The organism is Actinoplanes subglobosus (genome assembly GCF_042650585.1).
Classification (GTDB): domain Bacteria; phylum Actinomycetota; class Actinomycetes; order Mycobacteriales; family Micromonosporaceae; genus Actinoplanes; species Actinoplanes subglobosus.
In genome coordinates this window covers 224,476-250,597 of the sequence record NZ_JBHSBL010000003.1, presented here as the reverse complement: position 1 = coordinate 250,597, position 26,122 = coordinate 224,476, and the positions used below count along the sequence as shown (strand labels likewise).

Annotated in this window: 20 protein-coding genes; 14 read left to right on the top strand and 6 right to left on the bottom strand. The window is 69.2% G+C overall.

Annotated elements, in window-relative coordinates:
* Positions 1-8: 8 nt before the first annotated feature.
* Complete coding sequence (locus ACFO0C_RS03185) at positions 9-2,072, bottom strand: S9 family peptidase (protein ID WP_378064947.1); 2,064 nt, start codon at positions 2,070-2,072, stop codon at positions 9-11.
* 106 nt (positions 2,073-2,178) lie between these two features.
* On the opposite strand from ACFO0C_RS03185, the gene ACFO0C_RS03180 reads away from it, so the two are divergent.
* Positions 2,179-3,291 carry an FAD-binding oxidoreductase gene (locus tag ACFO0C_RS03180; RefSeq protein WP_378064946.1) on the top strand — a complete coding sequence of 371 codons (1,113 nt, stop codon included), beginning with the start codon at positions 2,179-2,181 and terminating at the stop codon, positions 3,289-3,291.
* Positions 3,292-3,542: 251 nt separating this feature from the next.
* On the opposite strand, the gene ACFO0C_RS03175 is transcribed toward ACFO0C_RS03180, so the two are convergent.
* From ACFO0C_RS03175 to ACFO0C_RS03165, 3 genes are all read right to left on the bottom strand, one after another.
* Positions 3,543-4,157: a dihydrofolate reductase family protein gene (locus tag ACFO0C_RS03175; protein ID WP_378064945.1), complete on the bottom strand. Its 615-nt coding sequence runs from the start codon at positions 4,155-4,157 to the stop codon at positions 3,543-3,545.
* 1,625 nt (positions 4,158-5,782) lie between these two features.
* Complete coding sequence (locus ACFO0C_RS03170; protein WP_378064944.1) at positions 5,783-6,346, bottom strand: dihydrofolate reductase family protein; 564 nt, start codon at positions 6,344-6,346, stop codon at positions 5,783-5,785.
* Between the two features lie 39 nt (positions 6,347-6,385).
* Complete coding sequence (locus ACFO0C_RS03165) at positions 6,386-8,422, bottom strand: SpoIIE family protein phosphatase (RefSeq protein ID WP_378064943.1); 2,037 nt, start codon at positions 8,420-8,422, stop codon at positions 6,386-6,388.
* A gap of 114 nt (positions 8,423-8,536) precedes the next feature.
* Here ACFO0C_RS03165 and ACFO0C_RS03160 point away from each other — a divergent pair, with 114 nt between their 5' ends.
* The 5 genes from ACFO0C_RS03160 (at position 8,537) to ACFO0C_RS03140 (ending at position 16,479) form a co-directional block, all read left to right on the top strand.
* Positions 8,537-12,931, top strand: coding sequence for a HAMP domain-containing protein (locus ACFO0C_RS03160; RefSeq protein WP_378064942.1), 4,395 nt, complete (start codon positions 8,537-8,539; stop codon positions 12,929-12,931).
* A gap of 60 nt (positions 12,932-12,991) precedes the next feature.
* The gene (locus ACFO0C_RS03155; protein ID WP_378064941.1) at positions 12,992-13,540 is read left to right on the top strand and encodes a response regulator; all 549 of its coding nucleotides are present in this window, start codon (positions 12,992-12,994) and stop codon (positions 13,538-13,540) included.
* 111 nt (positions 13,541-13,651) lie between these two features.
* Entirely contained in the window at positions 13,652-15,145 is a 1,494-nt protein-coding gene (locus tag ACFO0C_RS03150; RefSeq protein ID WP_378064940.1) for a pectate lyase, read from the top strand.
* Between the two features lie 57 nt (positions 15,146-15,202).
* Complete coding sequence (locus ACFO0C_RS03145) at positions 15,203-15,715, top strand: SigE family RNA polymerase sigma factor (RefSeq protein ID WP_378064939.1); 513 nt, start codon at positions 15,203-15,205, stop codon at positions 15,713-15,715.
* The gene (locus ACFO0C_RS03140) at positions 15,712-16,479 is read left to right on the top strand and encodes a hypothetical protein (protein ID WP_378064938.1); all 768 of its coding nucleotides are present in this window, start codon (positions 15,712-15,714) and stop codon (positions 16,477-16,479) included. The genes ACFO0C_RS03145 and ACFO0C_RS03140 overlap by 4 nt, the downstream gene beginning before the upstream one ends.
* A 52-nt stretch (positions 16,480-16,531) precedes the next feature.
* On the opposite strand, the gene ACFO0C_RS03135 is transcribed toward ACFO0C_RS03140, so the two are convergent.
* Complete coding sequence (locus tag ACFO0C_RS03135) at positions 16,532-16,858, bottom strand: STAS domain-containing protein (protein WP_360286742.1); 327 nt, start codon at positions 16,856-16,858, stop codon at positions 16,532-16,534.
* Between the two features lie 125 nt (positions 16,859-16,983).
* On the opposite strand from ACFO0C_RS03135, the gene hemL reads away from it, so the two are divergent.
* The 6 genes from hemL to ccsB are packed head-to-tail and all read left to right on the top strand — an operon-like array spanning position 16,984 to position 22,858.
* Positions 16,984-18,327, top strand: coding sequence for a glutamate-1-semialdehyde 2,1-aminomutase (gene hemL, locus ACFO0C_RS03130; RefSeq protein ID WP_378064937.1), 1,344 nt, complete (start codon positions 16,984-16,986; stop codon positions 18,325-18,327).
* Positions 18,324-18,980 (top strand): histidine phosphatase family protein, encoded by a 657-nt coding sequence (locus tag ACFO0C_RS03125; RefSeq protein WP_378064936.1) that lies wholly within the window; start codon positions 18,324-18,326, stop codon positions 18,978-18,980. Before hemL ends, ACFO0C_RS03125 begins: the two co-directional genes overlap by 4 nt.
* Positions 18,980-19,540 carry a TlpA family protein disulfide reductase gene (locus tag ACFO0C_RS03120; RefSeq protein WP_378064935.1) on the top strand — a complete coding sequence of 187 codons (561 nt, stop codon included), beginning with the start codon at positions 18,980-18,982 and terminating at the stop codon, positions 19,538-19,540. Before ACFO0C_RS03125 ends, ACFO0C_RS03120 begins: the two co-directional genes overlap by 1 nt.
* Positions 19,540-20,331 (top strand): cytochrome c biogenesis CcdA family protein, encoded by a 792-nt coding sequence (locus ACFO0C_RS03115; protein WP_378064934.1) that lies wholly within the window; start codon positions 19,540-19,542, stop codon positions 20,329-20,331. Before ACFO0C_RS03120 ends, ACFO0C_RS03115 begins: the two co-directional genes overlap by 1 nt.
* Positions 20,328-21,920 carry a cytochrome c biogenesis protein ResB gene (gene resB / locus ACFO0C_RS03110; protein ID WP_378064933.1) on the top strand — a complete coding sequence of 531 codons (1,593 nt, stop codon included), beginning with the start codon at positions 20,328-20,330 and terminating at the stop codon, positions 21,918-21,920. The genes ACFO0C_RS03115 and resB overlap by 4 nt, the downstream gene beginning before the upstream one ends.
* Positions 21,920-22,858 carry a c-type cytochrome biogenesis protein CcsB gene (gene ccsB / locus ACFO0C_RS03105; RefSeq protein ID WP_378064932.1) on the top strand — a complete coding sequence of 313 codons (939 nt, stop codon included), beginning with the start codon at positions 21,920-21,922 and terminating at the stop codon, positions 22,856-22,858. Before resB ends, ccsB begins: the two co-directional genes overlap by 1 nt.
* On the opposite strand, the gene ACFO0C_RS03100 is transcribed toward ccsB, so the two are convergent.
* Positions 22,855-23,685 (bottom strand): hypothetical protein, encoded by an 831-nt coding sequence (locus ACFO0C_RS03100; RefSeq protein WP_378064930.1) that lies wholly within the window; start codon positions 23,683-23,685, stop codon positions 22,855-22,857. The two genes, ccsB and ACFO0C_RS03100, sit on opposite strands and share 4 nt — an antisense overlap.
* Positions 23,686-23,759: 74 nt before the next feature.
* On the opposite strand from ACFO0C_RS03100, the gene ACFO0C_RS03095 reads away from it, so the two are divergent.
* Complete coding sequence (locus ACFO0C_RS03095) at positions 23,760-25,220, top strand: menaquinone biosynthesis decarboxylase (RefSeq protein WP_378064928.1); 1,461 nt, start codon at positions 23,760-23,762, stop codon at positions 25,218-25,220.
* Entirely contained in the window at positions 25,208-26,113 is a 906-nt protein-coding gene (gene mqnP / locus ACFO0C_RS03090; RefSeq protein ID WP_378064983.1) for a menaquinone biosynthesis prenyltransferase MqnP, read from the top strand. Before ACFO0C_RS03095 ends, mqnP begins: the two co-directional genes overlap by 13 nt.
* Positions 26,114-26,122: the final 9 nt, after the last annotated feature.

The window sequence follows — 26,122 nt, the reverse complement described above, 5'->3', positions numbered from 1 at the left end:
CGGGTCGGTCAGGGGGTTTGAAGGACGTCCAGGATCCAGGCGATGTTGAAGGCCTCTTCCTTCCAAGCGTCGTAGCGGCCGCTCGGGCCCGCGTGGCCGGCGCCCATCTCGGTCTTGAGGAGGTAGGTGCCCTCGGGAGTCACCGTGCGCAGCCGGGCGATCCACTTGGCCGGCTCGTGGTAGAGGACCCGGGTGTCGTTGAGGCTGGTCACCGCGAGGATGCGGGGGTAGGACTGCTTGGTGACGTTTTCATAAGGGCTGTACGCCTTCATGTAGGCGTAGACCTCGGCCGAGTCGATCGGGTTGCCCCACTCCTCCCACTCGGTGACCGTCAACGGCAGCGACGGGTCGAGGATCGAGGTGAGCGGGTCGACGAAGGGGACCTCGGCGAGGATGCCGGCGAAGGCCTCCGGGGCGATGTTGGCGATCGCGCCCATCAGCAGGCCACCGGCCGAGCCGCCGCGTGCGACCAGGCGGTCGGCGGATGTCCAACGGCTGCGGACCAGGGCCTCGGCGGCCGCCACGAAGTCGGTGAACGTGTTGCGCTTGGTGAGCATTTTGCCCTGCTCATACCACTGCCGGCCCATCTCGCCGCCGCCGCGCACGTGGGCGATCGCGAAGACGACGCCACGGTCCAGAAGGGAGAGGCGGGCGATCGAGAAGTACGGGTCGATGGAGTGCTCGTAGGAGCCGTAGCCGTAGATCAGCGCGGGAGCCGAACCGTCCCGCTTCACGCCCTTGCGCGCCACGATCGAGATCGGCACGCGGGTGCCGTCGGGAGCGGTCGCCCACTCGCGGAACTGCTCGTAGTCGCTCGCCTGGTAACCGCCGAGGACCGGTTTCTGCTTACGCAACGTCAGGGACCGGGTGATCAGGTCGACGTCGTAGACCGAATCCGGGGTGACCAACGACGTATACGTGATCCGGACGGAACTCGTCTCATACTCCGGGTTGCCGGCCAGACCGACGCTGTACAGCGGCTCGGGGAACTCCATGTCGTAGGAGGCCGTGCTGCCGTCGGCGATCACCCGCAGACCGGTCAGGCCGTCACGACGCAGCGAGATCACCAGGTGGCGGGAGAAGGCGTCGACCGACTCCAGACGCGTGCCAGGCTGATGCGGGATCATCTCGATCCACTCGCCGGGATTGTCCACCGAGGTCCAGGCCACGGCGAAGTCCTCGGCATCCCGGTTGTGCAGGATCAGGAACCGGTGGCCGTGGTGCTCGATCGAATACTCCACGCCCTGGCGGCGCTCGGCGATCAGGACCGGCTCGGCATCGGGCATGTCCGCCGGGATCACCCGCACCTCGGAGGTGATCTTGCTCTGGGTGTCGATGACGATGAACTTCTCACTCCGGGTGAGGTCGACGCCCACCCAGAAGCGCTCGTCCGGCTCCTCGAAGATCAACGTGTTTTCCGTGGTGCCGACGGTGTGCCGCCACACCCGGTAGGGGCGCCAGGCCTCGTCCACCGTGATGTAGAACAGCGTGCTCCCGTCGGCCGACCAGGCGCTGCCGTAGAAGACGTCGGTCACCTCGTCGGCCAGCACCTCGCCGGTCACCAGGTTTTTGACCCGCAGGGTGAACCGCTCGTCGCCGTCGAAGTCGGTCGAGTAGGCCAGCCAATTACCGTCGGGGCTCACGTCGAACGTGCCGAGCGCGAAGAAATCCTTGCCCTCGGCCAGCACGTTGCCGTCGAGGAGGACCTCCTCGCCGGGCTTGTCGGCATCCATCGGCGGGTCGGTCTCACCTGGGCGCACCGGCACGCGGCACGAGATCCCGTACTGCTTGCCCTCCTCGGTGCGGGTGTAATACCAGAACCCGCCCTTGCGGCTGGGGACCGACAGATCGGTCTCCTGGGTGCGGCCCTTGATCTCCTGGAAGACTGTCTCGCGGAGGCCCGTCAGATGCGCGGTCGCCTGCTCCGTCCAGGCGTTCTCCGCCTCCAGGTGCGCGATGGTCGCCGGGTCCTCCTTGGTCATGAGCCAGGCGAACTCGTCGACAACCGTGTCGCCGTGGAAGGTGCGCTCGGTGGGCGCCTGGCGAGCGGTGGGTGGGCCTTCAATCGTCACCGGAAACACGTTACCGCCCGGATTTCATGGACACACGAACCTCGGTCATTCGAACATGTGTACTATATGCCAGAGTGGACGATCTTCGTTGTGGGGAGGCATCGGAGTGAGCGGTTCCCTGCTTTCTGAGCTCGTCGAGATCTGCGGTCCCGGTGCTGCCCGCGTCGCGCGTGGCGACGATCGGGTCGCCGGGCGCCACGCCGACTACGTCGCCGCGCCGGCGACCTCCCAGGCCGTCTCACGGTTGCTGCGCTTGGCGGCTGAGCGCGGCCTCGGCGTCCGGCCGCGAGGTTCAGGCAGCAAAATCGATTGGGGTACGGGGCCGGAGCGCCTGGACATCATTCTCGACACCGTCCGTCTCCACGGGATGTGGGATCACGACGGATCGGCAGCGATCGTCGCCGCCGGCACCCCAGTCGACGCGGTGCAGGCCGCCCTCGCCCGCCACGGCAGACGTCTCGCTCTCGACCCGCCGTCGCCCGGCGCGACCATCGGCGGTGTGCTCGCGGTCAACGAGACCGGGCCGCTGCGGCACCGGTTCGGGTCGCCGGCCGGGCAGGCCGTCAGCGTCGCGCTTGTCGACCCGCTCGGCGAGACCGTCGACCTGGCCGAGTGGGAGAGTCCGGCCGCCGGGGTGATCACGTCGGCGGTGCTACCGGTCGAGGAGCTTCCCGAGGCGCAACGCTGGGTGATCGGCCCGGTGTCGACGCCGACCGAGGTCAATGACCTGGCCACCCGGGTGGTGGCGCAGGAGTTCGCGTTGAGTGCCGTCGAGGTGGATCTGCCCGCCGTCGGTGCCGGATCGTTCGCCATGCTCATCGAGGGGGCCGCCGGATTCGTCGCGGCCGGCGCCGGGCGACTCGCCCGAGAGCTGGGGTCCCAGGCGATGATCCGGGCGGAGGCTCCGGAGTGGTGGGGGCGATATCCGTTCCGGTCGTCCGATGTGGCGGTCCGGCTCCGGGTTCGGTCGCGTGACCTGCACGCGGTCGGTTTCGTTCTGCGTGACGCCGTCGGATCGGCGGTGTCCGTGCGCGGGTCGGTCGGGGCGGGCGTGGTGCACGCCGTGCTGCCGCGCGGGTTGAGCGCGGCCCGGATCAGCGACATCGTTGCCGGGCTCGAGCAGGTGCTACTTGCTCGGCGTGGGCAGGCGATGATCGTGACCGCTCCACCTGACCTGGCTGAGCGAATACCGATGGCCCGGCCGGAAGACCTGTTCTGAGGTCGGCTGGGGCGGGGGTTGCGAGTTTGGTTCGGCCTGGCGTTGTGGGCCCGCATCGGGTGGACGCCGCGTCGTGGTGGGCCGCGGTGAAGTCAGAAGCGGGTGGGGTTCGAAGTGGGTGGGATTTCGCGGCGGGTGGGTTCGAAGCGGGTGGGACTCCGCAGCGGTTCGACTTCGCGGCGGGTGGATCAGAAGCGGGTGGGACTCCGCGGTGGTTCGACTTTTCGGCGGGTGGGACAGAAGGGGGTGGATCAGAAGCGGGTGGGGATCAAGGCTGCGGTTTCGGAGGCCAAGTGGCGGCCCATCCGGGCTACGTCGCCTACCGCGTAGGTCAGGTAGGCGAACTGGCCTACCTCGTTGACGCCGGTGAGGATGAGGTCGTCCACCAGTAGGCGGCGGCGCAGCATGGGGGTTCCCTCGCCGAGGATGGCGGGGGCGATGCCCAGGATGATCTCGTCCAGCAGGCCCTCGGCTACGAATTGGCTCACCAGATTGCCGCCACCGGCCAGCCAGACGTTCTTGCCCTGGGCGGCGACGATCATGGCTTCGTGCACCCGCCGGACGTCGCCACTGATCATGAACACGTTGGCGTCCGGCACCGGCGGCAGGTCGCGGTGGGTGAAGACCCAACAGGGGACGTCGCCGTACATGTCGTGCCAGTTCTGGGGTTCCTCGAGCAGGTTGTCGTGCTTCAGAACCCATTCGTAGGTGGTCGCGCCCATGGCGAACGCGCCGACACCCTCGAAGAACTCACCGAAGGGGTTTTCGGTGCCTTCGTCGACCTCGAAGAGCCAGTCCAGCGAGTTGTTCTCGTCGGCGATGTAGCCGTCGATGCTGGTGGCGGTGTAGTACTGCGTCTTCGCCATGAGGAACACCATGCCACGCCGGGCTCGGCAAAAAGGGCAGATCGATCAGGACGGGGTTGGCCTTCCGTGGCCGGTGTCGGCTCGTGTCGGCTCATGATGGCCTTGATCGACAAGTCCGCCGGCTCGGTACTCGGGCTGGGCCGGTCTGGCCGTCGCCGTTGTCGGCCCGGTAACTGCCCCCTGTAACTCGTTTCGCATGCCGCCGAGAGGCCTCATACGTCGACTCGACTTGGGCTGGTTCGTGGATGCGGCGCGCCGTGAGGCGTGGCCGTGGGCCAGCGCGGGGTGGGGGCGCGGGCGCTGGGGTGGTGTGGCTTCGGTCCTGCGGGTTGGTGGGAGCGGGGTGGGGGCGCGGGGCGCTGGGGTGGTGTGGCTTCGGTTCTGCGCACCACCCGAGCGTCAAGGAGATCACCGCGATCGGCATCGTCACCCGCAATCCCTGCTCCTCGACCGCACCGACCGTGACCGTCGATCCCAGGTGGTGGGAGTGCGGGGTGCTGGGGCGAGTGGCTTTGACTCGCGGGGTGCTGGGGCGTGTGGCTTTGGATCTGCGGGGTGGTGGGAGTGCGGGGTGCTGAGGCGTGTGGCTTTGGATCTGCGGGGTGGTGGGAGTGCAGGGTGCTGGGGCGTCTGGCTTTGGATCTGCGGCGTGGTCGGAGCGCGGGGTGCCGGTGGCGGGTCGGGCGTTGCCGCACCCAGCCCGCCACCGTCACCGGCTCGACGCCGCGGCCTTGGGAATTCTGGCTGCGGGGTCCCACACCGTACTCCAACGGACGGGGCTGCGGGACCGACTCTCACATCTCGGATCGGCTTCGTCAGGCGCCGAGTCCACACTGCTCAGACGCATGAGAAGAAGGCTGTGCCGGACGGGAGCGGCATAGGTGTCGACGGGCTACGCCCGCCAGGAGAGGAGGCGGGCATGACGCGGCGGGTCGGCGGCGGAACGTTGCAACGGCCGCGGGTTCATGGATCCCGGATGTGGAGGGTGCGCTGGGCGGACCGGACGGATACAGGAAAGGCGACACGCCGCGGGCTGGCCATGTGGAAGTCGGGGAGGTGAGAGCTCAGGCAGGCGGGGGCGGGACGGGCCGATGAGTTCGGGGCAGGTGAGAGCAGGGCGGTGATGCGGTGCCGTGGCTCAGGAAGGCGGTCAGTTCAGAGGGCCACCGGTCGGACAGAGCGGAGCGGTGATGCGGTACCTAATGCAGAAGAGCAGCGGTGGCCAGCGCAGAAGGGCAGCGCTGGGTCTGGAAGGTGGGCGGGTGGCGCGTTGCGGGTGCCGCGGCGCGGTGTGGGCAGGTCTGGGGTGGGTTTGGAAGGTGTGCGGGTGCCGCGTTGCGGGTGGTGCGGCGCGGCGTGGGTAGGCCTGGGGTGGGTCCGGAGGGTGGGCGGGTGGCGCGTTGCGGGTGCCGCGGCGCGGTGTGGGCAGGTCTGGGGTGGGTCCGGAGGGTGGGCGGGTGGCGCGTTGCGGGTGCCGCGGCGCGGTGTGGGCAGGTCTGGGGTGGGTTTGGAAGGTGTGCGGGTGCCGCGTTGCGGGTGGTGCGGCGCGGCGTGGGTAGGCCTGGGGTGGGTCCGGAGGGTGGGCGGGTGGCGCGACGCGGGTGGCGCGGTGCGGCGCGGGCAGGTCAGGATGGTGGGTGGACGTCGTATGTGAGGTAGGCGAACTGGCCCAGCTGGCGGACGCTCGTCAACGTGTATCGGGAAGACGTGATGCGACGGGGCAGGACGGGTGCTCCGGCGCCCAACGTGACCGGGGCGACGCCGAGGATCACCTCGTCCAGTAAGCCCTCGTCGGCGAACTGGCCGACCAGGTCGCCTCCGCCCACCAGCCAGATGTTCTTTCCGGCGGCGGCCGACGTCATCTCGGTGTGGATCGGGCGCACGTCGCCCCGTACGAAATGAAGGTTTGCTCCTGGAATGACCGGCAGCTCACGGTGAGTGAAGATCCATGCGGGTGTGTCGCCGTAGGGCTCCAGCCAGGAGGACGGATGCTCCAGTGCCTTCTCGTGCGCGACCACCCACTCGTAGGTCGTCGCACCCATCGCGAACGCGCCCACGCCCTCGAAGAACTGCGCGAACGGATTCTCGCCGGCCTTGTCGTCGACCTCGAAGAGCCAGTCCAGGGAGTTGTGGTCGTCGGCGATGTAGCCGTCGATCGTGGTCGCGGTGAAGTACTGCGTCTTCGCCATGCCGAACACCCTGCCACGAGGGTCCGACAGAAAATCGGCTCAGGCGTCGTTGCGCAGGACGAGGATCGCGATGTCGTCGCGTGGCTCCTCGACCGAGAAGTTGATGGTCGTCGAGCGGAGCCGGGCCGCCATCACGTCCGCCGGGTAGCCGGCCAGCGGGGCCGTCGCCTCCCGCAGCCGGGCGGATCCGAACAGCTCACGGCCCCTGCGGCGCTCGGTGACGCCGTCGGTGTAGAAGATCAGCGAGTCGCCGGAGCCGAGCGTGATCGTCACGTCCGGTGAGGTGATGGTCTCCAGCAGGCCGAGGGCGGTGCCGCCCTCGCCGACGAACGAGGTCTTGCCGTCGGCACGGACCAGAACCGCCCGATCGTGGCCGGCCAGGTGCAGGCAGACGGTGAGCACACCGCTCGCCTGCCGGGTCACCGAGGCCATCGCGAGCGTGCAGTACCGTCCGCCGCCGCGCTGCACGAGTGTCCGGTTGACCCGCCAGAGGATCTCGCCGAGCGCCTTGCCGTCGTCGACCAGGATCCGGATCACGTCACGGACCAGGCCGGTCACGGTGGCCGCCTGCACACCTTTGCCGGAGACGTCACCGACCACGACTAGCCACTGGTTCTCGCCGGACGGGACCACGTCGTAGAAGTCGCCGCCGACCTCGGAGCCGGTCGGCACATACTCGGCGGCGAAGCCGATGCCGTCGACCCGGGGCAGCGCCGGGGGCAGGAGCGACGCCTGCAGGGTCCGGGCCACGGTGCGCCGCTCGTCGTGGATACGCGCGTTGTCGATGGCGAGCGCCGCCCGGCGGGCCACATCCTCCAGGACGGCGACCTCGTCGGCGTCGTGCCGATGTTTCGGATGCCGGCCGACGGCCAGGGTGCCGAGGCGGGCGCCACGGGCCACCAGCGGCACCGCGTAACCCTCCAGCGGCGAGGTGAACATCACCTGGGTGCCGAGGCGGGACGACTCCTCCAACCGGGACAGCAGCGACTCCGGGCCGGACTCGGCGAGTGTCGCGTGCAGCTGGGCCAGCGCGGACTCGTCGGCGTGGGTGGCGGCGGCCAACTGGAGACGGCCCCACGCGTCGGTGGTGTGCACGGCGCACCACTGGCCGAGCCGGGGCACCACGAGCTGCGGGATCAGGGCCATCGTCAGGTTGACGTCGAGGGACTGGGCGAGCAGCTCGCTGGCCTCGGCGAGGAACGTGATCCATGTCTGGCGGCGGATGTCGGCGCGGCGCAACCGGTCATTTTCCAGGTGCAGGGCGAACCGCTCGGCGACCATGGTGGCCAGGGCCAGGGCGTACCCCTCGGGGGCGGCGTCCAGCTCCAGCTCGCCCGCATAGGGGCGGTGCACGGCCAGGGGCACCCGAATGGTGTCGGCGTTGTCACGGGGCGCCCGCCCGTACCGCGCGAGAAGTTGCCTGCCCATGCCGTCGCCCCGGTCGAGCCGGACCACACCGCCGGCCGCGCCGGTCAGGCGCGCCAGCCGGGAGAGGAGGTCGGCGGCCAGGTCGGCGAGGCCCTCGTCGGAGTGCCGGTCGGTGCCGCTGCGCAGCAGCCCGGTGAGCGCGCCGAGGCTGGGGGTCTCGGAGACGTTGGGCAGGCGCACCGGGACGCCGGCGCCCTCCCGCTGGTCGAGCCGGAACCAGACACCCTTGCCGTCGCCCTCGTGAACGGTGCCCCACCGGCTGGCGAAATGGTCGACGAGCAGCAGGCCGCGCCCGCGCTCGGCGACCTCGCCTATCTCGGAGCTCTCGTTCTTGGGGCCGATGGTGAGCTGCTCGACCGGGCCGGAGGCGAAGTCGGTGACGGTGACGGTGAGCCCGCCCGGGTCGGCCGAGACCTCGATCTCCAGCTCGGTGTTGGCGTGCACCACGGCGTTGGTGGACAGCTCGGTGGTGAGCAGCAGCGCCTCGTTGAGCAGACCGACCAGACCGGTCTCCTCCAGCACCGACCGGACCAGCGCGCGGGCCGCCGCGGGGGTCCGCCGATCGTTGGGCAGCCTGGTCCGGCGCACCAGCGCCTCGGACGGGGCTCCCGACGGGATGCTCGTCCTGGTTCCGACCTCGGCTGGCACCCATGCATCCTCTCCCGTCGAAGGGTGGATGCACAAAGTCGTGTCTCGCATTGACCCGGTCGAGCGAGAGAGGATAGGGAGCCCAACCGGGAGTCGACTGCGAGTGAGGACAGCATGACTGCGGCGAAAGAGGCCAGCGTCGGCGTTCCCGACGAGACCGTTCTGCTCGGCGAGCTGACCGATGCGTTGCGTCGCGTGCGCCGTGGTGATCTGAAGGTGCGGCTGCCCCGGCGCAGTGGGATGGCCGGCGCGGTCGCGGAGGCGTTCAACGAGGTCGTCTCGCTGCAGGAGCGGCAGAACCTGGATCTGCGCCGGATAAGTCGCATCGTCGGGCGCGACGGCCGGCTCACCGAGCGGCTCGACGAGGAGGGTCTGGACGGGTCGTGGGAGGACAGCGTCCGGTCGGTGAACTCGCTGATCGACGACCTGGCCCGGCCCACCACCGAGATCTCCCGGGTCATCGTGGCGGTGGCCGAGGGTGACCTGTCGCAGCACATGGCGCTGGAGATGGACGGCCGGCCGCTGCGCGGTGAGTTCCTGCGGATCGGCCGGACGGTGAACACGATGGTCGATCAGCTGTCGTCGTTCGCCGACGAGGTGACCCGCGTGGCCCGTGAGGTGGGCACCGAGGGTGAGCTGGGCGGCCAGGCCGACGTGCGAGGTGTGGCCGGCACCTGGAAGGACCTCACCGACTCGGTGAACACGATGGCGTCGAACCTGACGCACCAGGTGCGGTCGATCTCGCAGGTGGCGACGGCGGTGGCCCGCGGTGACCTGTCGCAGAAGATCACGGTGTCGGCCCGGGGCGAGGTCGCCGAGCTGTCCGACACCATGAACGGGCTGACCGACACCCTGCGGCTCTTCGCCGAGCAGGTGACGAGGGTGGCCCGCGAGGTGGGCACCGAGGGCAAACTGGGCGGCCAGGCCGACGTGCCGAACGTGGCGGGCACCTGGAAGGACCTCACCGACTCGGTGAACTCGATGGCCTCCAACCTGACGAGCCAGGTCCGCAACATCGCCCAGGTGTCGACGGCGGTGGCGAAGGGTGACCTGTCGCAGAAGATCACGGTGGCCGCGCAGGGCGAGATCCTGGAGCTGAAGGACACCGTCAACACGATGGTCGATCAGCTGTCGTCGTTCGCCGACGAGGTGACCCGGGTGGCCCGTGAGGTGGGCACCGAGGGCCGGCTCGGTGGTCAGGCCCAGGTCCGCGGCGTCTCCGGCACCTGGCGCGACCTCACCGAGAACGTGAACCAGCTCGCCGCCAACCTGACCGCCCAGGTGCGGAACATCTCGCAGGTCTCCACCGCCGTGGCGAAGGGTGACCTGTCGCAGAAGATCACGGTCGACGCCCGGGGCGAGGTCCTGGAGCTGAAGAACACCGTGAACACGATGGTGGATCAGCTGTCGTCGTTCGCCGATGAGGTGACGCGTGTCGCGCGCGAGGTCGGCTCGGAGGGCAAGCTCGGCGGACAGGCCCAGGTCAAAGGCATTTCTGGTACGTGGCGCGACCTCACCGACAACGTGAACTACATGGCGTCGAACCTGACCAGCCAGGTCCGGAACATCGCCTCGGTCACCACGGCCGTCGCGAAGGGTGACCTGTCGCAGAAGATCACCGTCGACGCCCGAGGCGAGATCCTGGAGCTGAAGTCGACCGTCAACACGATGGTCGACCAGTTGTCGTCGTTCGCCGACGAGGTGACCCGGGTGGCCCGTGAGGTGGGCACCGAGGGCAAGCTCGGCGGTCAGGCGCAGGTGCGCGGGGTGGCCGGCACGTGGCGTGACCTGACCGACAACGTCAACTCGATGGCCTCCAACCTGACCAGTCAGGTCCGCAACATCGCCCAGGTGTCGACGGCGGTGGCGAAGGGTGACCTGTCGCAGAAGATCACGGTCGACGCCCAGGGCGAGATCCTGGAGCTGAAGAACACCGTCAACACGATGGTCGACCAGCTGTCGTCGTTCGCCGACGAGGTCACGCGAGTGGCCCGTGAGGTGGGCTCGGAGGGCAGCCTCGGCGGTCAGGCCCAGGTGCGCGGGGTGGCCGGCACGTGGCGTGACCTGACCGACAACGTCAACTACATGGCGTCGAACCTGACCGCCCAGGTCCGCAACATCGCGTCGGTCACCACGGCCGTGGCGAAGGGTGACCTGTCGCAGAAGATCACGGTCGACGCCCGAGGCGAGATCCTGGAGCTGAAGAACACCGTCAACACGATGGTCGACCAGCTGTCGTCATTCGCCGACGAGGTGACGCGTGTCGCGCGCGAGGTCGGCTCGGAGGGCAAGCTCGGCGGACAGGCCCAGGTCAAGGGCGTTTCCGGTACGTGGCGCGACCTCACCGACAACGTGAACCAGCTCGCCTCCACGCTGACCATCCAGCTGCGCGCCATCGCCGAGGTGTCCACCGCCGTGACCCGTGGTGACCTGACCCAGAGCGTGGCGGTCGAGGCGATGGGCGAGGTGGCCGACCTCAAGGACAACATCAACCGGATGATCGTCACGCTCCGCGACACCACGAAGGCGAATGCGGAGCAGGGCTGGCTCGACTCCAACCTGGCCCGCATCGGCGGCCTGCTGCAGGGCCAGCGTGACGTCGGCGAGGTCTGCCGCATGATCATGACCGAGGTGACGCCGCTGGTCGACGGTCAGCTCGGCGCGTTCTTCCTGGTCGACAACGAAGAGGCGGTCATGCGCCTGCGGCTCAACGCCGCCTACGGCTATGTCGCCCGGGACCACGACGTGATCTTCGGGCCGGGGGAGGGCCTGGTCGGCCAGGCCGCGGTCTCCCGCCGGACCATTCGGGTACGAGCCACCCACGACGGAATACTGACGATGCGGTCGGGGCTGCTCGCGATGCCGCCGAACGACCTGGTGGTGCTGCCGGTCCTGTTCGAGGGCGAGATGCTCGGCGTGATCGAGTTCGCGTCGGTCGCGACGTTCTCCGGGCTGCACCTGACGTTCCTGGAGCGCCTGGTCGCCACGATCGGGATCGCCCTCAACACCATTCAGGCCAACCGGCGTACGGAGGAGTTGCTCGCCCAGTCGCAGCGGCTGGCCCGGGAGATGCAGGACCAGTCGGCCGAGCTGCAGCGCACCAACGCCGAGCTGGAGGACAAGGCGAAGCTGCTCAGTGACCAGAAGGCGAACATCGAGCTGAAGAACCGGGAGATCGAGCTGGCCCGGCTCGGCCTGGAGGAGAAGGCGCAGCAGCTGTCGCGGGCGAACACGTACAAGTCGGAGTTCCTGGCCAACATGAGCCACGAGCTGCGGACCCCGTTGAACTCGCTGCTCCTGCTGGCCCGCCTGCTCGCCGACAACACCGAGCGCAATCTGACGGGTAAGCAGATCGAGTTCGCCAAGACCATCCACAGTGCCGGTTCCGACCTGCTGTCGCTGATCGACGACATCCTGGATCTGTCCAAGATCGAGGCCGGCCGGATGGACGTCGAGGCGGACGTGGTCGACTTCGACGGCATCCGGAGCTACGTCGAGCAGGCGTTCGTGCCGCAGGCGGACATCAAGGGCCTGGACTTCCGGGTGGAGGTGGCGCCCGAGCTGCCCGACTCGATCGTCACCGACCCGCAGCGCCTCCAGCAGATCCTGCGCAACCTGCTGTCGAACGCGGTCAAGTTCACCGACAACGGTTCGGTGACTCTGAGCATCTACGCGACGCCGTTGTCCTCCGACGTCGACGCGCCGCCGATGCTGCACTCGGCGCAGCAGGTGGTGGCGTTCGCCGTCACCGACACCGGCATCGGCATCTCCGACGAGAAGCTGGCACTCATCTTCGAACCGTTCCAGCAGGCCGACGGCACCACCACCCGCAAGTACGGCGGCACCGGCCTGGGCCTGTCGATCAGCCGCGAGTTCGCCGCGCTGCTCGGTGGCACGATCGCGGTGTCCTCGGTGCCGGGTGAGGGCTCGACGTTCACTCTCTACATGCCGGAGGCGCTGACACCGGACGCGATTCCGATGCCGGTGCTGCCGCCGGTGCCGGCGAAGGCCGTTTCGGTGCGGCCGGCGGCGTCGTTGGGCCTCCCGCTGATGGAGATGCCGCCGCGCGTCGAGGAGAAGCCGCCGGTGAGCCCGGCCGGCCGGAAACTGGAGGGTGTCACCGTCCTGATCGTCGACGATGACGTGCGTAACGTCTTCGCCCTCACCAGTGCCCTCGAAATGCATGGACTCCACGTGCTGTACTCGGACAACGGGGTGGACGGTGTTCGGATCCTGGCCGAGCATCCGGAGATCGACATCGTGCTGATGGACGCGATGATGCCGGACCAGGACGGCTACGAGACGACTCGGGGTATTCGGCGCAATCAGCGTTTCCGGGACCTACCGGTAGTCTTCCTGACGGCGAAGGCGATGCCGGGGGACCGGGAATCGGCCATCGCGGCCGGTGCGAGTGACTACATCACCAAACCGGTCGATCTGGATGAACTGATCGAGCTGATGGACCGCTGGGTGAACGCGGAGGGAACCGGAGCCCCGAAAGAAGGCTGAAGACGGCCGGAACGGGGTAGCGCCATGGGAGGGAACTACCGGTGGGTGAGGTGAGCACGGGTGGGTGAGCGTGCCAAGGCGCTGCTGGTCGACGACCGGCGGGACAACCTGCTGGCCCTGGAGGCGATCCTCCAGGGCCTGCCCGTCACGCCGGTGGCCGTGGAGAGCGGCGAGGCCGCCCTCAAACAGCTGCTCACCGACGACTTCGCGGTGATCCTGCTGGACGCGCACATGCCCAACATGGACGGTTTCGAGACGGCGAGCCACATCAAGCGGCGTGAGCGCACCCGGCACGTACCGATCCTGTTCCTGACCGCCGCCGACCGTGACGCCCAGCTGGCCCTGCGTGGTTACGCCGTCGGGGCCGTCGACTACCTCACCAAGCCCTTCGATCCGTGGGTGCTCCGGGCCAAGGTCTCCATCTTCGTCGAGTTGTGGACGAAGAATCAGCAGCTCAAGGCGCAGGCTGAGGCGTCCAAGGAGCGCGAGGCCCAGTGGCAGCGGCTGACCACGACGGTCGACGAGGCCGCCCGTGTGCTGCGGTCCGGCGGCGATCAGGCCGCTACCGAGGCGCTCGACCTGCTGGAAAAGGCCCGCTGGGGGGACTGATCCGCACTCAAATGTGACCTGGGTCACGCCCGGCAACCTTGCCGGGCAGCCGCACCACTACCGGGGCGTGATCGCTTGATCATGCGACGTCATCCCCCGAGTAGGAGCAACATGCGGCACGCAATGCCCAACCCGACCCCGAGCCGGCGGCGCCGTCGTCTGGTCATGGGTCTCGGTGCGGCCGGTGCGGCCGGCGCCGTCACCGCGCTGGTCGCCGTTCTCGTCCCGTCGGCCTCGGCCAGCACCCTGTTCAGCGACGACTTCGAGAGCGGCGCGAGCAACTGGTCGAAGTCGGGTGGTACCTGGTCCGTGGTCTCCGACGGCTCCAAGGTCTACAAGCAGGCCAAGGCCGACAGCGAGCTCGCCCGGGTCTTCGCCGGCGACGCCTCCTGGACCAACTACTCGGTCGAGGCCAAGGTCAAGGGGCTCGACCTCAGCAAGGGTCTGGCCGGTGTCGCGGCCCGGGCCAGCGGCTCCTCCACGATGTACCGCCTGGCTCTCACCTCGGCCGGTAAGGCCGAACTCCAGTCGGTCAAGGGCAGCACGATCACCGTCCTCGGCTCGGCCGTGGTCAGCGACCCGGCCGCCTGGCACACCCTCAAGGTCGACGTCTCCGGCAGCGGCATCACCGGCTACGTCGACGGCGCCAAGGTCGCCTCCGGTACCGGCTCGCTGGCCGGGACCGGCCGGATCGGCCTGGTCACCAGCTTCGCGTCGGCCGAGTTCGACGACGTGTCGGTGAACCCGCTGGGCGCCGCCCCGGCCACCTCGGCCACCGCGTCGGCGACCCCGACCGCGACGAAGACGGCGACGGCGAGCCCGACCGCCACCAAGACGGCCACCGCCAGCCCGACCGCCACCAAGACCGCCAGCGCGACCCCGACCGCGACGGCGACGGCGACTCCGGCCCCCACCAGCTCGTCCACCGCGTGGCCGAAGGCGACCGGCGAGAAGGCCGTCACCGCGACGATCGCCGTCTCCGGCACCCTCGACGGCGGCAACGTCCGCTACTTCGGCAGTGGCGCCCTGGGCAGCGACTCCCAGGACGAGTCGCAGGACCCGATCTTCAAGCTCGCCGACGGTGCGGTCCTGAAGAACGTCATCCTCGGCGCCCCGGCCGCGGACGGCGTCCACTGCTCCGGTTCCTGCACGCTGATCAACGTGTGGTGGGAGAACGTCGGCGAGGACGCGGCCACCTTCAAGGGCGGCACCTCGGCGACCTACACGGTGGACGGTGGCGGCGCCAAGGGCGCTGACGACAAGGTCTTCCAGCACAACGGCGGCGGCACGCTGACCATCAAGAACTTCCAGGTCGAGGACTTCGGCAAGCTCTACCGCTCGTGCGGCAACTGCTCGACCCAGCACAAGCGCGCGGTCGTCGTGCAGAACGTGGTCGCCACCGCCCCGGCCGGCAGCCTGGTCGGCATCAACGCCAACTTCGGCGACACCGCCAGGATCTCGGGCGTCACCGTGGTCGGCAAGAAGAGCCTGGACATCTGCGTCAAGTTCACCGGCAACAGCTCCGGCAAGGAGCCGACCAAGATCGGCACCGGCCCGGACGGCGTCAACTGCATCTACAACGAATCCGACATCACCTTCAAGTGATCGCCGGTGGCCGCCGGGGGCCTCCTCCCGGCGGCCACGGCCCGGAAAGGGATGCCGATGCGCGACGCCGCCTTCCGCGAGTACTTCGAGCGGCACCACGACTCGATGTCACGGCTCGCCTATCTGATGACCGGTGAGGCGGAGATCGCCGACGACCTGGCCGCCGACGCCCTCACCGAGGTGTGGCGGCACTGGGACCGGGTCACCGCGGCCGACGACCCGGGCGCCTACGGGCACGGCATCCTGATGAACCTGGCCCGCAACTGGGTCCGGCGGCGCAGCCGGGAACGACTGCTCACCCTGGAACCCCTGCGCCGGGCCCTCGACCCGGACGTGTCGGCCGTCCTCGACGTGCGCGGCGCGTTACGGCGGCTCCCGCACCGGCGGCGGGCCTGCGTGGTCCTCCGCTACTCCCTCGACCTCTCCGAGAAGGAGGTCGCCCAGATCCTCGGCATCTCGGTCGGGGCGGTCAAGAGCGCGACCTCGCGCGGTGCACGGCAACTCGCGGAACTACTCGGCGGCAGCACTGTCGCCCTCGCACGAATCGACGGTTGGGAGGCGGCGCGATGACGCTCATCGAATCAGAGCTGCGCGCGGCACTGCGCGCCGAGGCGGCGGCGCACCGTCCCGATCGGGAGGCGATGCTCGACCGGATCACCCGGACCGCGATGCGCCACCAGGGCGCGCAGGCCCGGCCCGGCCCGCGCCTGCGGATCACCGGTGCCGCCGTCGCGGTCGCCGCGGTCCTCGGTGGTGGGGGCTTCGCCCAGTGGGCGGTGGCCGGCGACGATGCGCCCCGGCCGGAACCCACGCCGACCGTTGTCGTCTCGGTGTCACCGGCCCCGAGCGTCGCGCCCTCACCGAGCGCGACCGGGCCCACGGTGAAACCCAGCCGGTCGCAGCGGTCGCGGCCGCCCAGCCCGTCGGTCTCGACCGGTGGCACGACCACGGAACAGGGGGCCCTGTGGTCCGACGGTTCGGTCGCCACCGACGGCGACTCCCAGGCCAGCAGCGTCGTGACGGTACGGACGAGTGAACGGCTCACCGCACTCGACGTGACGATCCGGCTCCGGCGCACGGACGGCCTGGCGGCTCGCGGTGGCAGCCAGCAGGTGCCGGGCGCGAGCGTGACCAGCACGGTCACCGAGGATCCGGAGGCGTACGTCTACCGCTTCGTGCTCTCGTCCGGGGACACCCTCGACCCGGGGACGTACACGTTCTACGCGCGGTACACGTACCCCGAGGGCGGGCGGGACGCCGGTGGTGACTCCTACGCGGCGACGGCGGCCACCGAGGGTGGCGCGGCACCGAAGGTCGCCGGCGACTTCCGCTGAGTCGTCCGTCATGACTTCCCCCGGCCGACGGGATCCGGCCGGGGGTTTTCTCTCAGTTGGGGCTGATCATCAGAGCGGACCGCAGGCCCGTGATGTCGAGCACACGCATGAGAAAGTCACCGACGTTGGCGAGGGCCAGAACGATCTGCGCATGCTGCGCCTTACGGCTCAGGACCACCAGCGTGCCGAGGCCCTGAGAGTCACAGAACGTCACCCCGGACATGTCGAGCACGATGCGATTGAGCTGGTCATCGACCACCAACTCGTTGACGACCGTGGACAGCTCGGTGACCGTGAGCACGTCGATCTCCCCGGCGAGCTGAATCGTCACCTCGTCGGGTGCGCGCTGAACCGCGATGGACAGCTCGGGTCGCTCCACGCCGGTCAGCCTATCCTCTTCGGGGCGAATCAGCCCGTCCGGCGCGGTCAGACCGGGTGCGGGAGGGACATCATCCGATGACGTGAAGAACCCTCTCGCAATACTCGTTCCATGCCGCTGACAGAATGGGGACTGCTGTGACCACGACATATCCCACCGTCGGGCTTCCGTACCCGGAGGACGCCCCGGTCTCCCAGGCCCTGTTCGACCGCGCCCAGGCCATCGTGCCGGGCGGGGTGAATTCACCTGTGCGTGCGTTCCGCGCGGTCGGTGGAGTTCCCCGGTTCATGGCCTCGGGCTCCGGCCCCTGGCTCACCGACGTGGACGGGCGGCGCTATGTCGACCTGGTCTGCTCCTGGGGACCGCTGATCCACGGACACGCCCACCCCGAGATCATCGAGGCGGTGCAGCGGGCGGCGGCCCTCGGCACCAGCTTCGGCACCCCCACGGCCGGTGAGGTCGACCTGGCCGAGGAGATCGTCCGGCGGACCGCGATCGACGAGGTCCGGCTGGTCAACTCGGGCACCGAGGCGACCATGACCGCGATCCGGCTGGCCCGTGGCTACACCGGCCGGTCCAAGGTGGTGAAGTTCGCCGGTTGCTACCACGGCCACGTGGACGCGTTGCTGGCCGCGGCCGGTTCCGGTGTCGCGACCCTCGGGCTGCCCGACTCGCCCGGCGTCACGGGGGCGGCGGCCAGCGAGACGATCGTCCTGCCGTACAACGACGTCGCCGCGGTCGAAGCCGCCTTCGCGTCAGAGGGCGCCGAGATCGCCGCGATCATCACCGAGGCCGCGCCGGGCAACATGGGTGTGGTCACCCCGCGTGAGGGCTTCAACGAGGCGCTCGCCGAGATTGCGCACCGGCACGGCGCCCTGCTCATCGTCGACGAGGTGATGACCGGCTTCCGGGTCTCCGCCGGCGGCTGGGCCGGGCTGCACCCGGTCGACGCCGACCTGTTCACGTTCGGCAAGGTGATGGGCGGCGGCCTGCCCGCCGCGGCGTTCGGCGGCCGCCGGGAGATCATGTCGCGGCTGGCCCCGGCCGGCCCGGTCTACCAGGCCGGCACCCTCTCCGGTAACCCGCTGGCCTGCGCGGCCGGTCTGACCTCGCTGCGGCTCGCCGACGAGACCACCTACAAGCGGCTGGACGACCTGTCCGGCACGATCGGCTCGATCTGCGCCGACGCACTGGCCGCCGCGGGCGTGCCGCACCGGCTGCAGTACGCCGGCAACATGTTCTCGATCTTCTTCACCGACGGCGAGGTCGTCGACTACGACTCGGCGAAGACGCAGGACGCGGCCGCGTTCAAGGCGTACTTCCACACCATGCTGGCCAACGGCGTCTACCTGCCGCCGAGCGCCTTCGAGTCGTGGTTCGTGTCGACGGCGATAGACGACGCAGCGCTGGAACAGATCGCCGCCGCGGCGCCGCTCGCGGCCCGAGCCGCCGCGGGGGCGCAATCATGAGCGAGCCGACCAAGACCACCGTGCACGTGCTGCGGCACGGCGAGGTCTTCAACCCCACCAAGATCTTGTACGGCCGTCTGCCCGACTTCCACCTCTCGGAGCTCGGCAACCAGATGGCGAAGGCGGCCGCCGAGGTGCTGGCCGGCCGGGACATCACGCACGTCGTGGCCAGCCCGCTGGAGCGTGCGCAGGAGACGGCCGCCCCGTTCGCCGCCGAGTTCAAACTGGACATCGCCACCGACGTGCGCCTGATCGAGAGCGCCAACTACTTCGAGGGCAAGCGGGTCTCGGTCGGCGACGGCGCGTTCAGCAACCCCCGGCACTGGTGGGTGCTGCGCGATCCGATCACCCCGTCCTGGGGTGAGGCCTACCTGGTGATCGCGCAGCGGATGTTCGCCGCGGTGCAGGCCGCCCGGGTGGCCGCCGAGGGCCACGAGGCGGTCTGCGTCTCGCACCAGCTGCCGATCTGGACACTGCGCCGCTACGTCGAGAACAAGCGGCTCTGGCACGATCCGCGTAAGCGCGAGTGCGGGCTGGCCAGCCTCACCTCGTTCCGCTTCGAGGGGTCCAAGGTGGTCGGTATCGACTACTCGGAGCCCGCCGCCCACCTGGTCGCCATGTCGGCGACGGCCAAGACCGCCAAGGGGGCCTGATGCGCCGCCTCGCCGTCGTCGCCGTCGCCGCGGTCACCGCCGCCGGGCTCCTGACCGGCTGCGGCGGCGAGGAGAACTGGGCGAAGAAGTGCTCCACCACCAACCTGGTGGTGGAGTGCACGCCGGACCAGCGGCCCACGGTCACCGGCGTCACCGGCGAACTGCTCGACGGCGGCACCTACGACCTGGAGAACGACCGCGGCAAGGTCGTCGTGGTCAACTTCTGGGGCTCCTGGTGCGCGCCGTGCCGGGCCGAGGCCGACGACCTGGAGAAGACCTACCAGGCGACGAAGGCCAAGGACGTCACGTTCCTGGGGGTCAACACCCGCGACGAGCGTGACTCGGCGAAGGCGTTCGAGCGGGGCTACCAGGTGACGTACGGCAGCCTCTACGACTTCGGCAGCAAGGTCGGACTGAAGTTCGACGTCACGCAGAACGCGATCCCGAGCACGCTGATCCTGGACCGCCAGGGCCGCATCGCCGTCGCCATCCGACGGGCCACGACGCTCGACGAGCTGCAGCCGTTGGTCGAGAAGATCGCGGCGGAGGCGACCGGCTGATGGGCGAGGCGTTCAAGGGTGCGGTGGTCGACGGCCCGCTGATGCTGGCGATCGGCGCGGCGATGCTCGCCGGGCTGGTCAGCATCCTGTCGCCGTGCGTGCTGCCGCTGCTGCCAGGCTACCTTTCGTACGTCACCGGCCTGGCCGGTTCCGACATGGAAGCCGTGATGGGCCGCGGCACGACCACCACGAAGACCCGGACGCTGACGTTGAAGGGCAAGGTCCTGCTCGGCAGCCTTCTCTTCGTGCTGGGCTTCGCGCTCGTCTTCACCCTCGGGGTCACGCTGGTCGCGAACATCACCATGCAGCTGACCGCCAACCGTGACGTGCTGAACACCGTCGTCGGCATCCTGATCATCGTGCTCGGCCTGGGCTATCTGGGCTGGATCCCCGGCTTTCAGCGGGAGGCCCGGATCAGCAAGCTGCCGGCGGCCGGCCTGCTCGGCGCACCGGTGCTCGGAGCGGTCTTCGCGATCTCCTGGACCCCGTGCATCGGCCCGACACTGGGCGCGGTGATGGGCCTGGCCACGACGACCGGCCAGACCGACCGGGCGGCCGTCCTCGCGCTGGCCTTCAGCTTCGGGCTCGGCGTACCGTTCCTGCTGTTCGGGCTCTTCTTCCGCAAGCTGCTCGGCGTCTTCACGGCGATCCGCCGCAACAGCCGCTGGGTGACCCGGATCGGTGGCGGCCTGCTCATCGTCGTCGGGCTCGCCCTGGTCACCGGCGCCTGGGACCACTTCCTCGTCTGGCTGCTGGCCACCTTCGACTTCGGTCAGGAGACGTTGCTGTGACCGTTGTCGAGGATCGGCCCGCCACCGCCGACGCGCCGCCCCCGAAGCGGGTCAACCCGGTGTGGGCGCTGCTGCGCAACTCGTGGCGGCAGCTGACCAGCATGCGGACCGCGCTGATCCTGCTCTTCCTGCTGGCGGTCGCGGCGGTACCCGGCTCGATCTTCCCGCAGCGCGGCGTGAACCGGGAGAACGTCTCCGAGTACTTCGCGTCGAACCCGAAACTGGCGCCGATCCTGGACCGGTTCTTCGCCTTCGACGTGTACGCGTCACCGTGGTTCGCGGCGATCTATCTGCTGCTGTTCACCTCGCTGATCGGGTGCGTCGTGCCTCGCCTCCGTGATCATTTCCGGGCGCTGACGACCGTACCGCCGGATGCTCCGAAGCGTCTTGACCGCCTGCCGCACCATGCCGACGGCGGGCGACGGCCGGAGGAACCCGCGGCCGCAGCCGCGGAACTCGCGAAACGCCTGCGCCGCGGCCGGTTCCGGACCCGGGTGCGGGAGACGCCGGACGGCTGGACGGTCGCGGCCGAGAAGGGCTACCTGAAAGAGACCGGCAACCTGCTCTTCCACTTCGCCATGCTCTCGGTGCTCGTGGGGGTCGGTTTCGGTCAGTGGTACGGCTGGCACGCCAACCGCCTGCTGATCGCCGGCCAGGACCAGGAGTTCTGCAACGCCGTCACGCAGCACGACGAGTCGGTCCTCGGCCCCCGGGTCGATGCGTCCGACCTGCCGGAATTCTGCCTGTGGATGACTGATTTCAGCTCCACCTTCCAGGAGAACGGCATTCCGAAGTCGTTCCGGGCCAGCGTGCAGGTCAGCGAGGACGGTGGCGCCTACCGGCAGACGTCGTTCTCGGTCAACGACCCGCTGCGGCTGGGCGGGGCCAACATCAACCTGATCGGCCAGGGGTACGCGCCGGTGCTGCGCTACACCGACCGGTTCGGCGCCTCGCAGGAGAAGGTGGTCGCGTTCCTGCCCACCGACAACATGCTGACCAGCGAGGGCGTCGTCCAGTTCCCGGACGTCAACATCGACCCGTCCACCAACACCCGCGACCCGAAGCTGCAAATGGGCTTCGAGGGGGTCTTCCTGCCGACCGGCGGCACCGACGGCAGCGCCCAGTCGAAGTACCCGGCCGAGAACAATCCGGTGCTCTACCTGGCCGCCTACCGTGGTGACCTGGGCCTGGACTCCGGAAAACCGAGCTCGGTGTACGCGCTGAACCGCGGCCAGATCCAGGACGGCGACCTCAAGAAGATCAGTGGCGAGCGGCCGTACGTGCTGCGGCCGGGCGAGAAGTGGACGCTCGACGACGGCACCACGCTCGAGTTCGTCGGCACCCGCCGGTTCGCGACGATCTCCATCCGGCACGACCCGACCCAGTTGCTGATGCTGGTCGGAGCGGTTCTCGGCCTAGCTGGGCTGATGCTCTCGCTCTCCGTGCACCGGCGTAGGGTCTGGTTCCGGGTGGTCCCCGCCGAGGGCGGCAGCGCGGTCGAGGCCGGAGGCCTGCCCCGCACCGACTATTCGGGTTTCGGCGATGAGTTCGCGGCGCTCACCCGGCACATCAAGGAAGGGACGCCCTGATGGCGGAGTTGTCCAATCAGCTTATGGCGCTGACCGTGCTGGCCTACCTGGCCGCCATGGTCTGCTACGCCGGGGAGTACGCGTTCGGCAAGCGCAGCCACATCGGCCGCGCCGCGAACCGTCAACTGGTCGGCGCCGGAGCTCCCGTTCCCGGCGACGTGCCGGTCGCCAAGCCCGATGCGGGTAAGGGCGAGCTGGTCGGCCGCATCGCCGTCGTGCTCAACCTGATCGGCCTGGCCCTGCACCTGGGCACCACCGCCACCCGCGGGATCGCCGCCGAGCGGATGCCGTGGGGCAACATGTACGAGTACATCCTCTCCGCGACGCTGGTCGGCGCCGCGGTCTGGGCGTTCGTGCTGCTCCGCAAGCCGGCCGTGCGCCACCTGGGCCTCTTCGTCTCCCTGATCCTGGTGGTGCTGCTCGGCGCGGCGGCCCTGGTCGCCTACACCCCGGTCGGCCCGCTGGTCCCGGCGCTGAACTCGTACTGGTTCATCTTCCACGTCTCGACGATCATCATCTCCTCCGGCATCTTCCTGCTCGGGGCGGTGCCGGCCGCGATGTTCCTGATCAAGGACGGGTGGGATGCGGGTAAGCGCGGCTTCCCGTACACGCTGGGCCGCCGGGTCGGTGATGCCGGCTCGCTGGAGCGGCTCACCTTCCGCCTGCACGCCTTCGCCTTCCCGCTGTTCACGTTCGGCGCGCTGATCGCGGGGCCGCTGTGGGCCGAGGCGTCCTGGGGCCGCTACTGGGGCTGGGACCCGAAGGAGGTGTGGGCGTTCATCTCGTGGATCGTCTACGCCGCCTACCTGCACGCCCGGGCCACCCCGAGCGTGAAGCGGACCACCGCCACCTGGATCGCGATCGTGGGCTTCGTCACGATGCTGATGAACCTGTTCGGTGTGAACCTCTTCTTCGAGGGCCTGCACTCGTACGCCTAGTCGTCGGCGCAGTCGCCGGCGGTCCAGGTGTCGTAACGGGTCTTCCAGTCCAGGCAGAAGCCACCTCGTGAGGGCGCCGCGGTCTCGGTCGCGACGTCCTCACGCCAGTATTGGGCGGGCCCGCCGGCGCCCGGCCGCAGCCGTACGTTGTCCACGGTCACCGTCGGCACGTCGATCTTGGTCTGCCGGGTGGCGTCGACGTGCACCTCGACGTACTGCTCGATCCGTGCGCTGGGGCCGAGCGGCAGCCGCTGCTGGGTGAGCAGGTTCCACCGGTTGTTCCACCAGAGCCAGGCCCGCCAGAGACCGGCCCGGTCGGTGCTGATGTCCAGCCACACCTGGTCGCCGGGGCGGACCGCGTACTGGTCGTAGAACTGCCACCGGTTGGTGTTCGTGTCGAACGTGTAGATGTGCTGGCGCCCGGGGGAGGCCCAGCCGGTCTCCGACCATCCGGCCTCCAGCCAGGCGATCCGCCCGCCGCCCAGGTCGCGTTTCGCCATGAACCGGCCGACCACGAAATCGTAGGTCTGCGGCCGGACCGAGCCGTCCACCACCGAGAACCGGCCGGACACGCCGCCCCACTCGCCGCGGGTCCCGGCGCCGAGGTGGTGGTAGCCGCTCGGGGTGAAGGCGATCCTCTCCGACTCCAGGACCGGACCGGCCCGGCAGGCGCGTGGGCTGTCCACGGTGGCCGGGCCGGTCGGCGGGCCGGTCGAGGCGGGGCCCGGCACGCCGCATCCGGGCAGGCGGGTCTCGGCCGAGGAGACCGCCGGGGTGGTGACCGCGAGAGCCGCGGCCAGACTGGTCGGCAGACACCATCGGGTCACGTTCCACAGCCTCATGAAAGCCCCAACGGGAGTCCCGGATCTCCAGTGACGGAACCTGGTGCCAGACTGGGGGCATGGCGCCGCGTGGATTCCCCTATGCCGATCTGCAGAGCTTCATCGCCGCCCTCGAGGCTGCCGGTGAGCTGCGACGAGTCCCCGTGCCGGTGGACCCGACGCTGGAGATCAGCGAGATCGTCACGAGGACCGTGCGGGCCGGTGGCCCGGCCCTTCTCTTCGAGCGCCCGACGCGCGGCGACATGCCGCTGGTGATCAACCTGTTCGGCACCGAGAAGCGGATGGCCATGGCCCTCGGCGTGGACCGGCTCGACGAGGTCGGCGACCGGATCGGCGCGCTGGCCAAGCCGGAGCTGCCGGTCGGCTGGTCCGGGATCCGCGAGGGCATCGCCAAGGTGCTCCAGCTCAAGTCGGTCCCGCCGAAGAAGGTGAAGAGCGCCCCCTGCCAGGAGGTCGTGCTCAAGGGCGATCAGGTCGACCTGGGCCTGCTCCCCGGCCTGCAGGTGTGGCCCGGTGACGGCGGCATCTTCCACAACTTCGGGCTCACCCACACCAAGCACCCCGAGACCGGCAAGCGCAACCTCGGCCTCTACCGGCTCCAGCAGCACTCGAGGAACACGCTCGGCATGCACTGGCAGATCCACAAGGACTCGACAGCGCATCACGCGGTGGCGGAGCGGCTAGGCGAGCGACTTCCGGTCGCTGTCGCCATCGGTTGCGACCCCGTGGTGTCGTACGCCGCGAGCGCCCCCCTGCCGGCTGACATCGACGAGTACCTGTTCGCCGGTTTCCTCAAGGGCGAGCGGATCGAGATGGTCGACTGCGTGTCCGTCCCGCTGCAGGTCCCGGCCGAGGCGCAGATCGTCCTGGAGGGTTATCTGGAGCCCGGCGAGCGCCTGCCGGAGGGCCCGTTCGGCGACCACACCGGCTACTACACGCCGGTCGAGCCGTTCCCCGTGCTGCACATCGAGACGATGACGATGCGGAAGAAGCCGATCTACCACTCGATCGTCACGTCCCAGCCGCCGCAGGAGGACCACGGTCTGGGCAAGGCCACCGAGCGGATCTTCCTGCCCCTGGCCAGGATCCTGATCCCGGACATCGTCGACTACGACATGCCGGCCTCCGGTGTCTTCCACAACTGCCTGATCGTGTCGATCCGCAAGCGCTATCCGAAACACGCCCAGAAGGTGATGAGCGCGATCTGGGGCGCCCACCTGCTGTCGCTGGTCAAGCTGATCGTGGTGGTCGACGAGGACGTCGACGTCCACGACTACAACGAGGTCGCGTTCCGGGCCTTCGGCAACGTCGACTACGCCCGTGACCTGCTGCTCACCGAGGGCCCGGTGGACCATCTGGACCACTCGTCCTATCAGCAGTTCTGGGGTGGGAAGGCGGGGGTCGACGCCACCCGTAAGCTGCCGTCCGAGGGCTACTCCCGGGGCTGGCCGGAGGAGATGACCATGTCTCCCGAGGTGGTCAGCCTGGTCGACAAGCGGTGGAAGGAATACGGGCTGTGACAGCTGTGGCTTCGCCGCAACCAGGGAAGATCAAGTCGTTCCTGCGGCTGGTGATGATCGAGCACTCGATCTTCGCGTTGCCGTTCGCCTACCTGTCGTCGCTGGTCGCGATCCAGTCGCTCGACGACAGGGTCGGGGAGCACTGGCTCGATCTGGTGCTGGTGACGATCGCGATGGTCTCCGGGCGTACCTTCGCCATGGCCGCCAACCGCATCCTGGACCGGAAGATCGACGCGCTGAACCCGCGGACGCAGAACCGGGAGCTGGTCACCGGCGCGGTCAGTGTGCGTACCGCCTGGACCGGCGCGACCATCTCGCTCGTCGTCCTGGTCGTCGCGGCCGGCCTGCTCAACCCGCTCTGCCTGGTCCTGTCGCCACTGGCGGTGATCCCGCTGGTGGTGTATCCGTACGCGAAGCGGTTCACGAACTTCCCGCACTACGTGCTCGCGCTGGCCCAGGCGGTCGCTCCGGTCGGCGCCTGGCTGGCGATCACCGGCACCTTCGCGGGCTCCTGGCCGGCCTGGGTGCTCGGCGTCGCGGTCGGCCTGTGGATCGGTGGTTTCGACATCATCTACGCCTGCCAGGATGTCGAGGTCGACCGGCGGATCGGTGTGCACTCGACCCCGGCCCGGTTCGGGGTGCGGACCGCGCTGCACATCTCCACGGTCACCCACGTGATCTGTTTCGCGCTGTTCGTGTGGTTCGGTCAGCTGGCCGCTTTCACCTGGTCCTGGTGGGCAGGCCTCCTGGTCACCGGAGCCGGCCTGGTCTACCAGCACGTCGTGGTGACCGAGAACGATCTCTCCAAGGTCAACCGGGCGTTCTTCACGGCGAACGGGTTCATCGCCATCGCCCTGTTCGCCTTCGCCCTGATCGATCTGTACCTGGTGTAACCGGTCCGG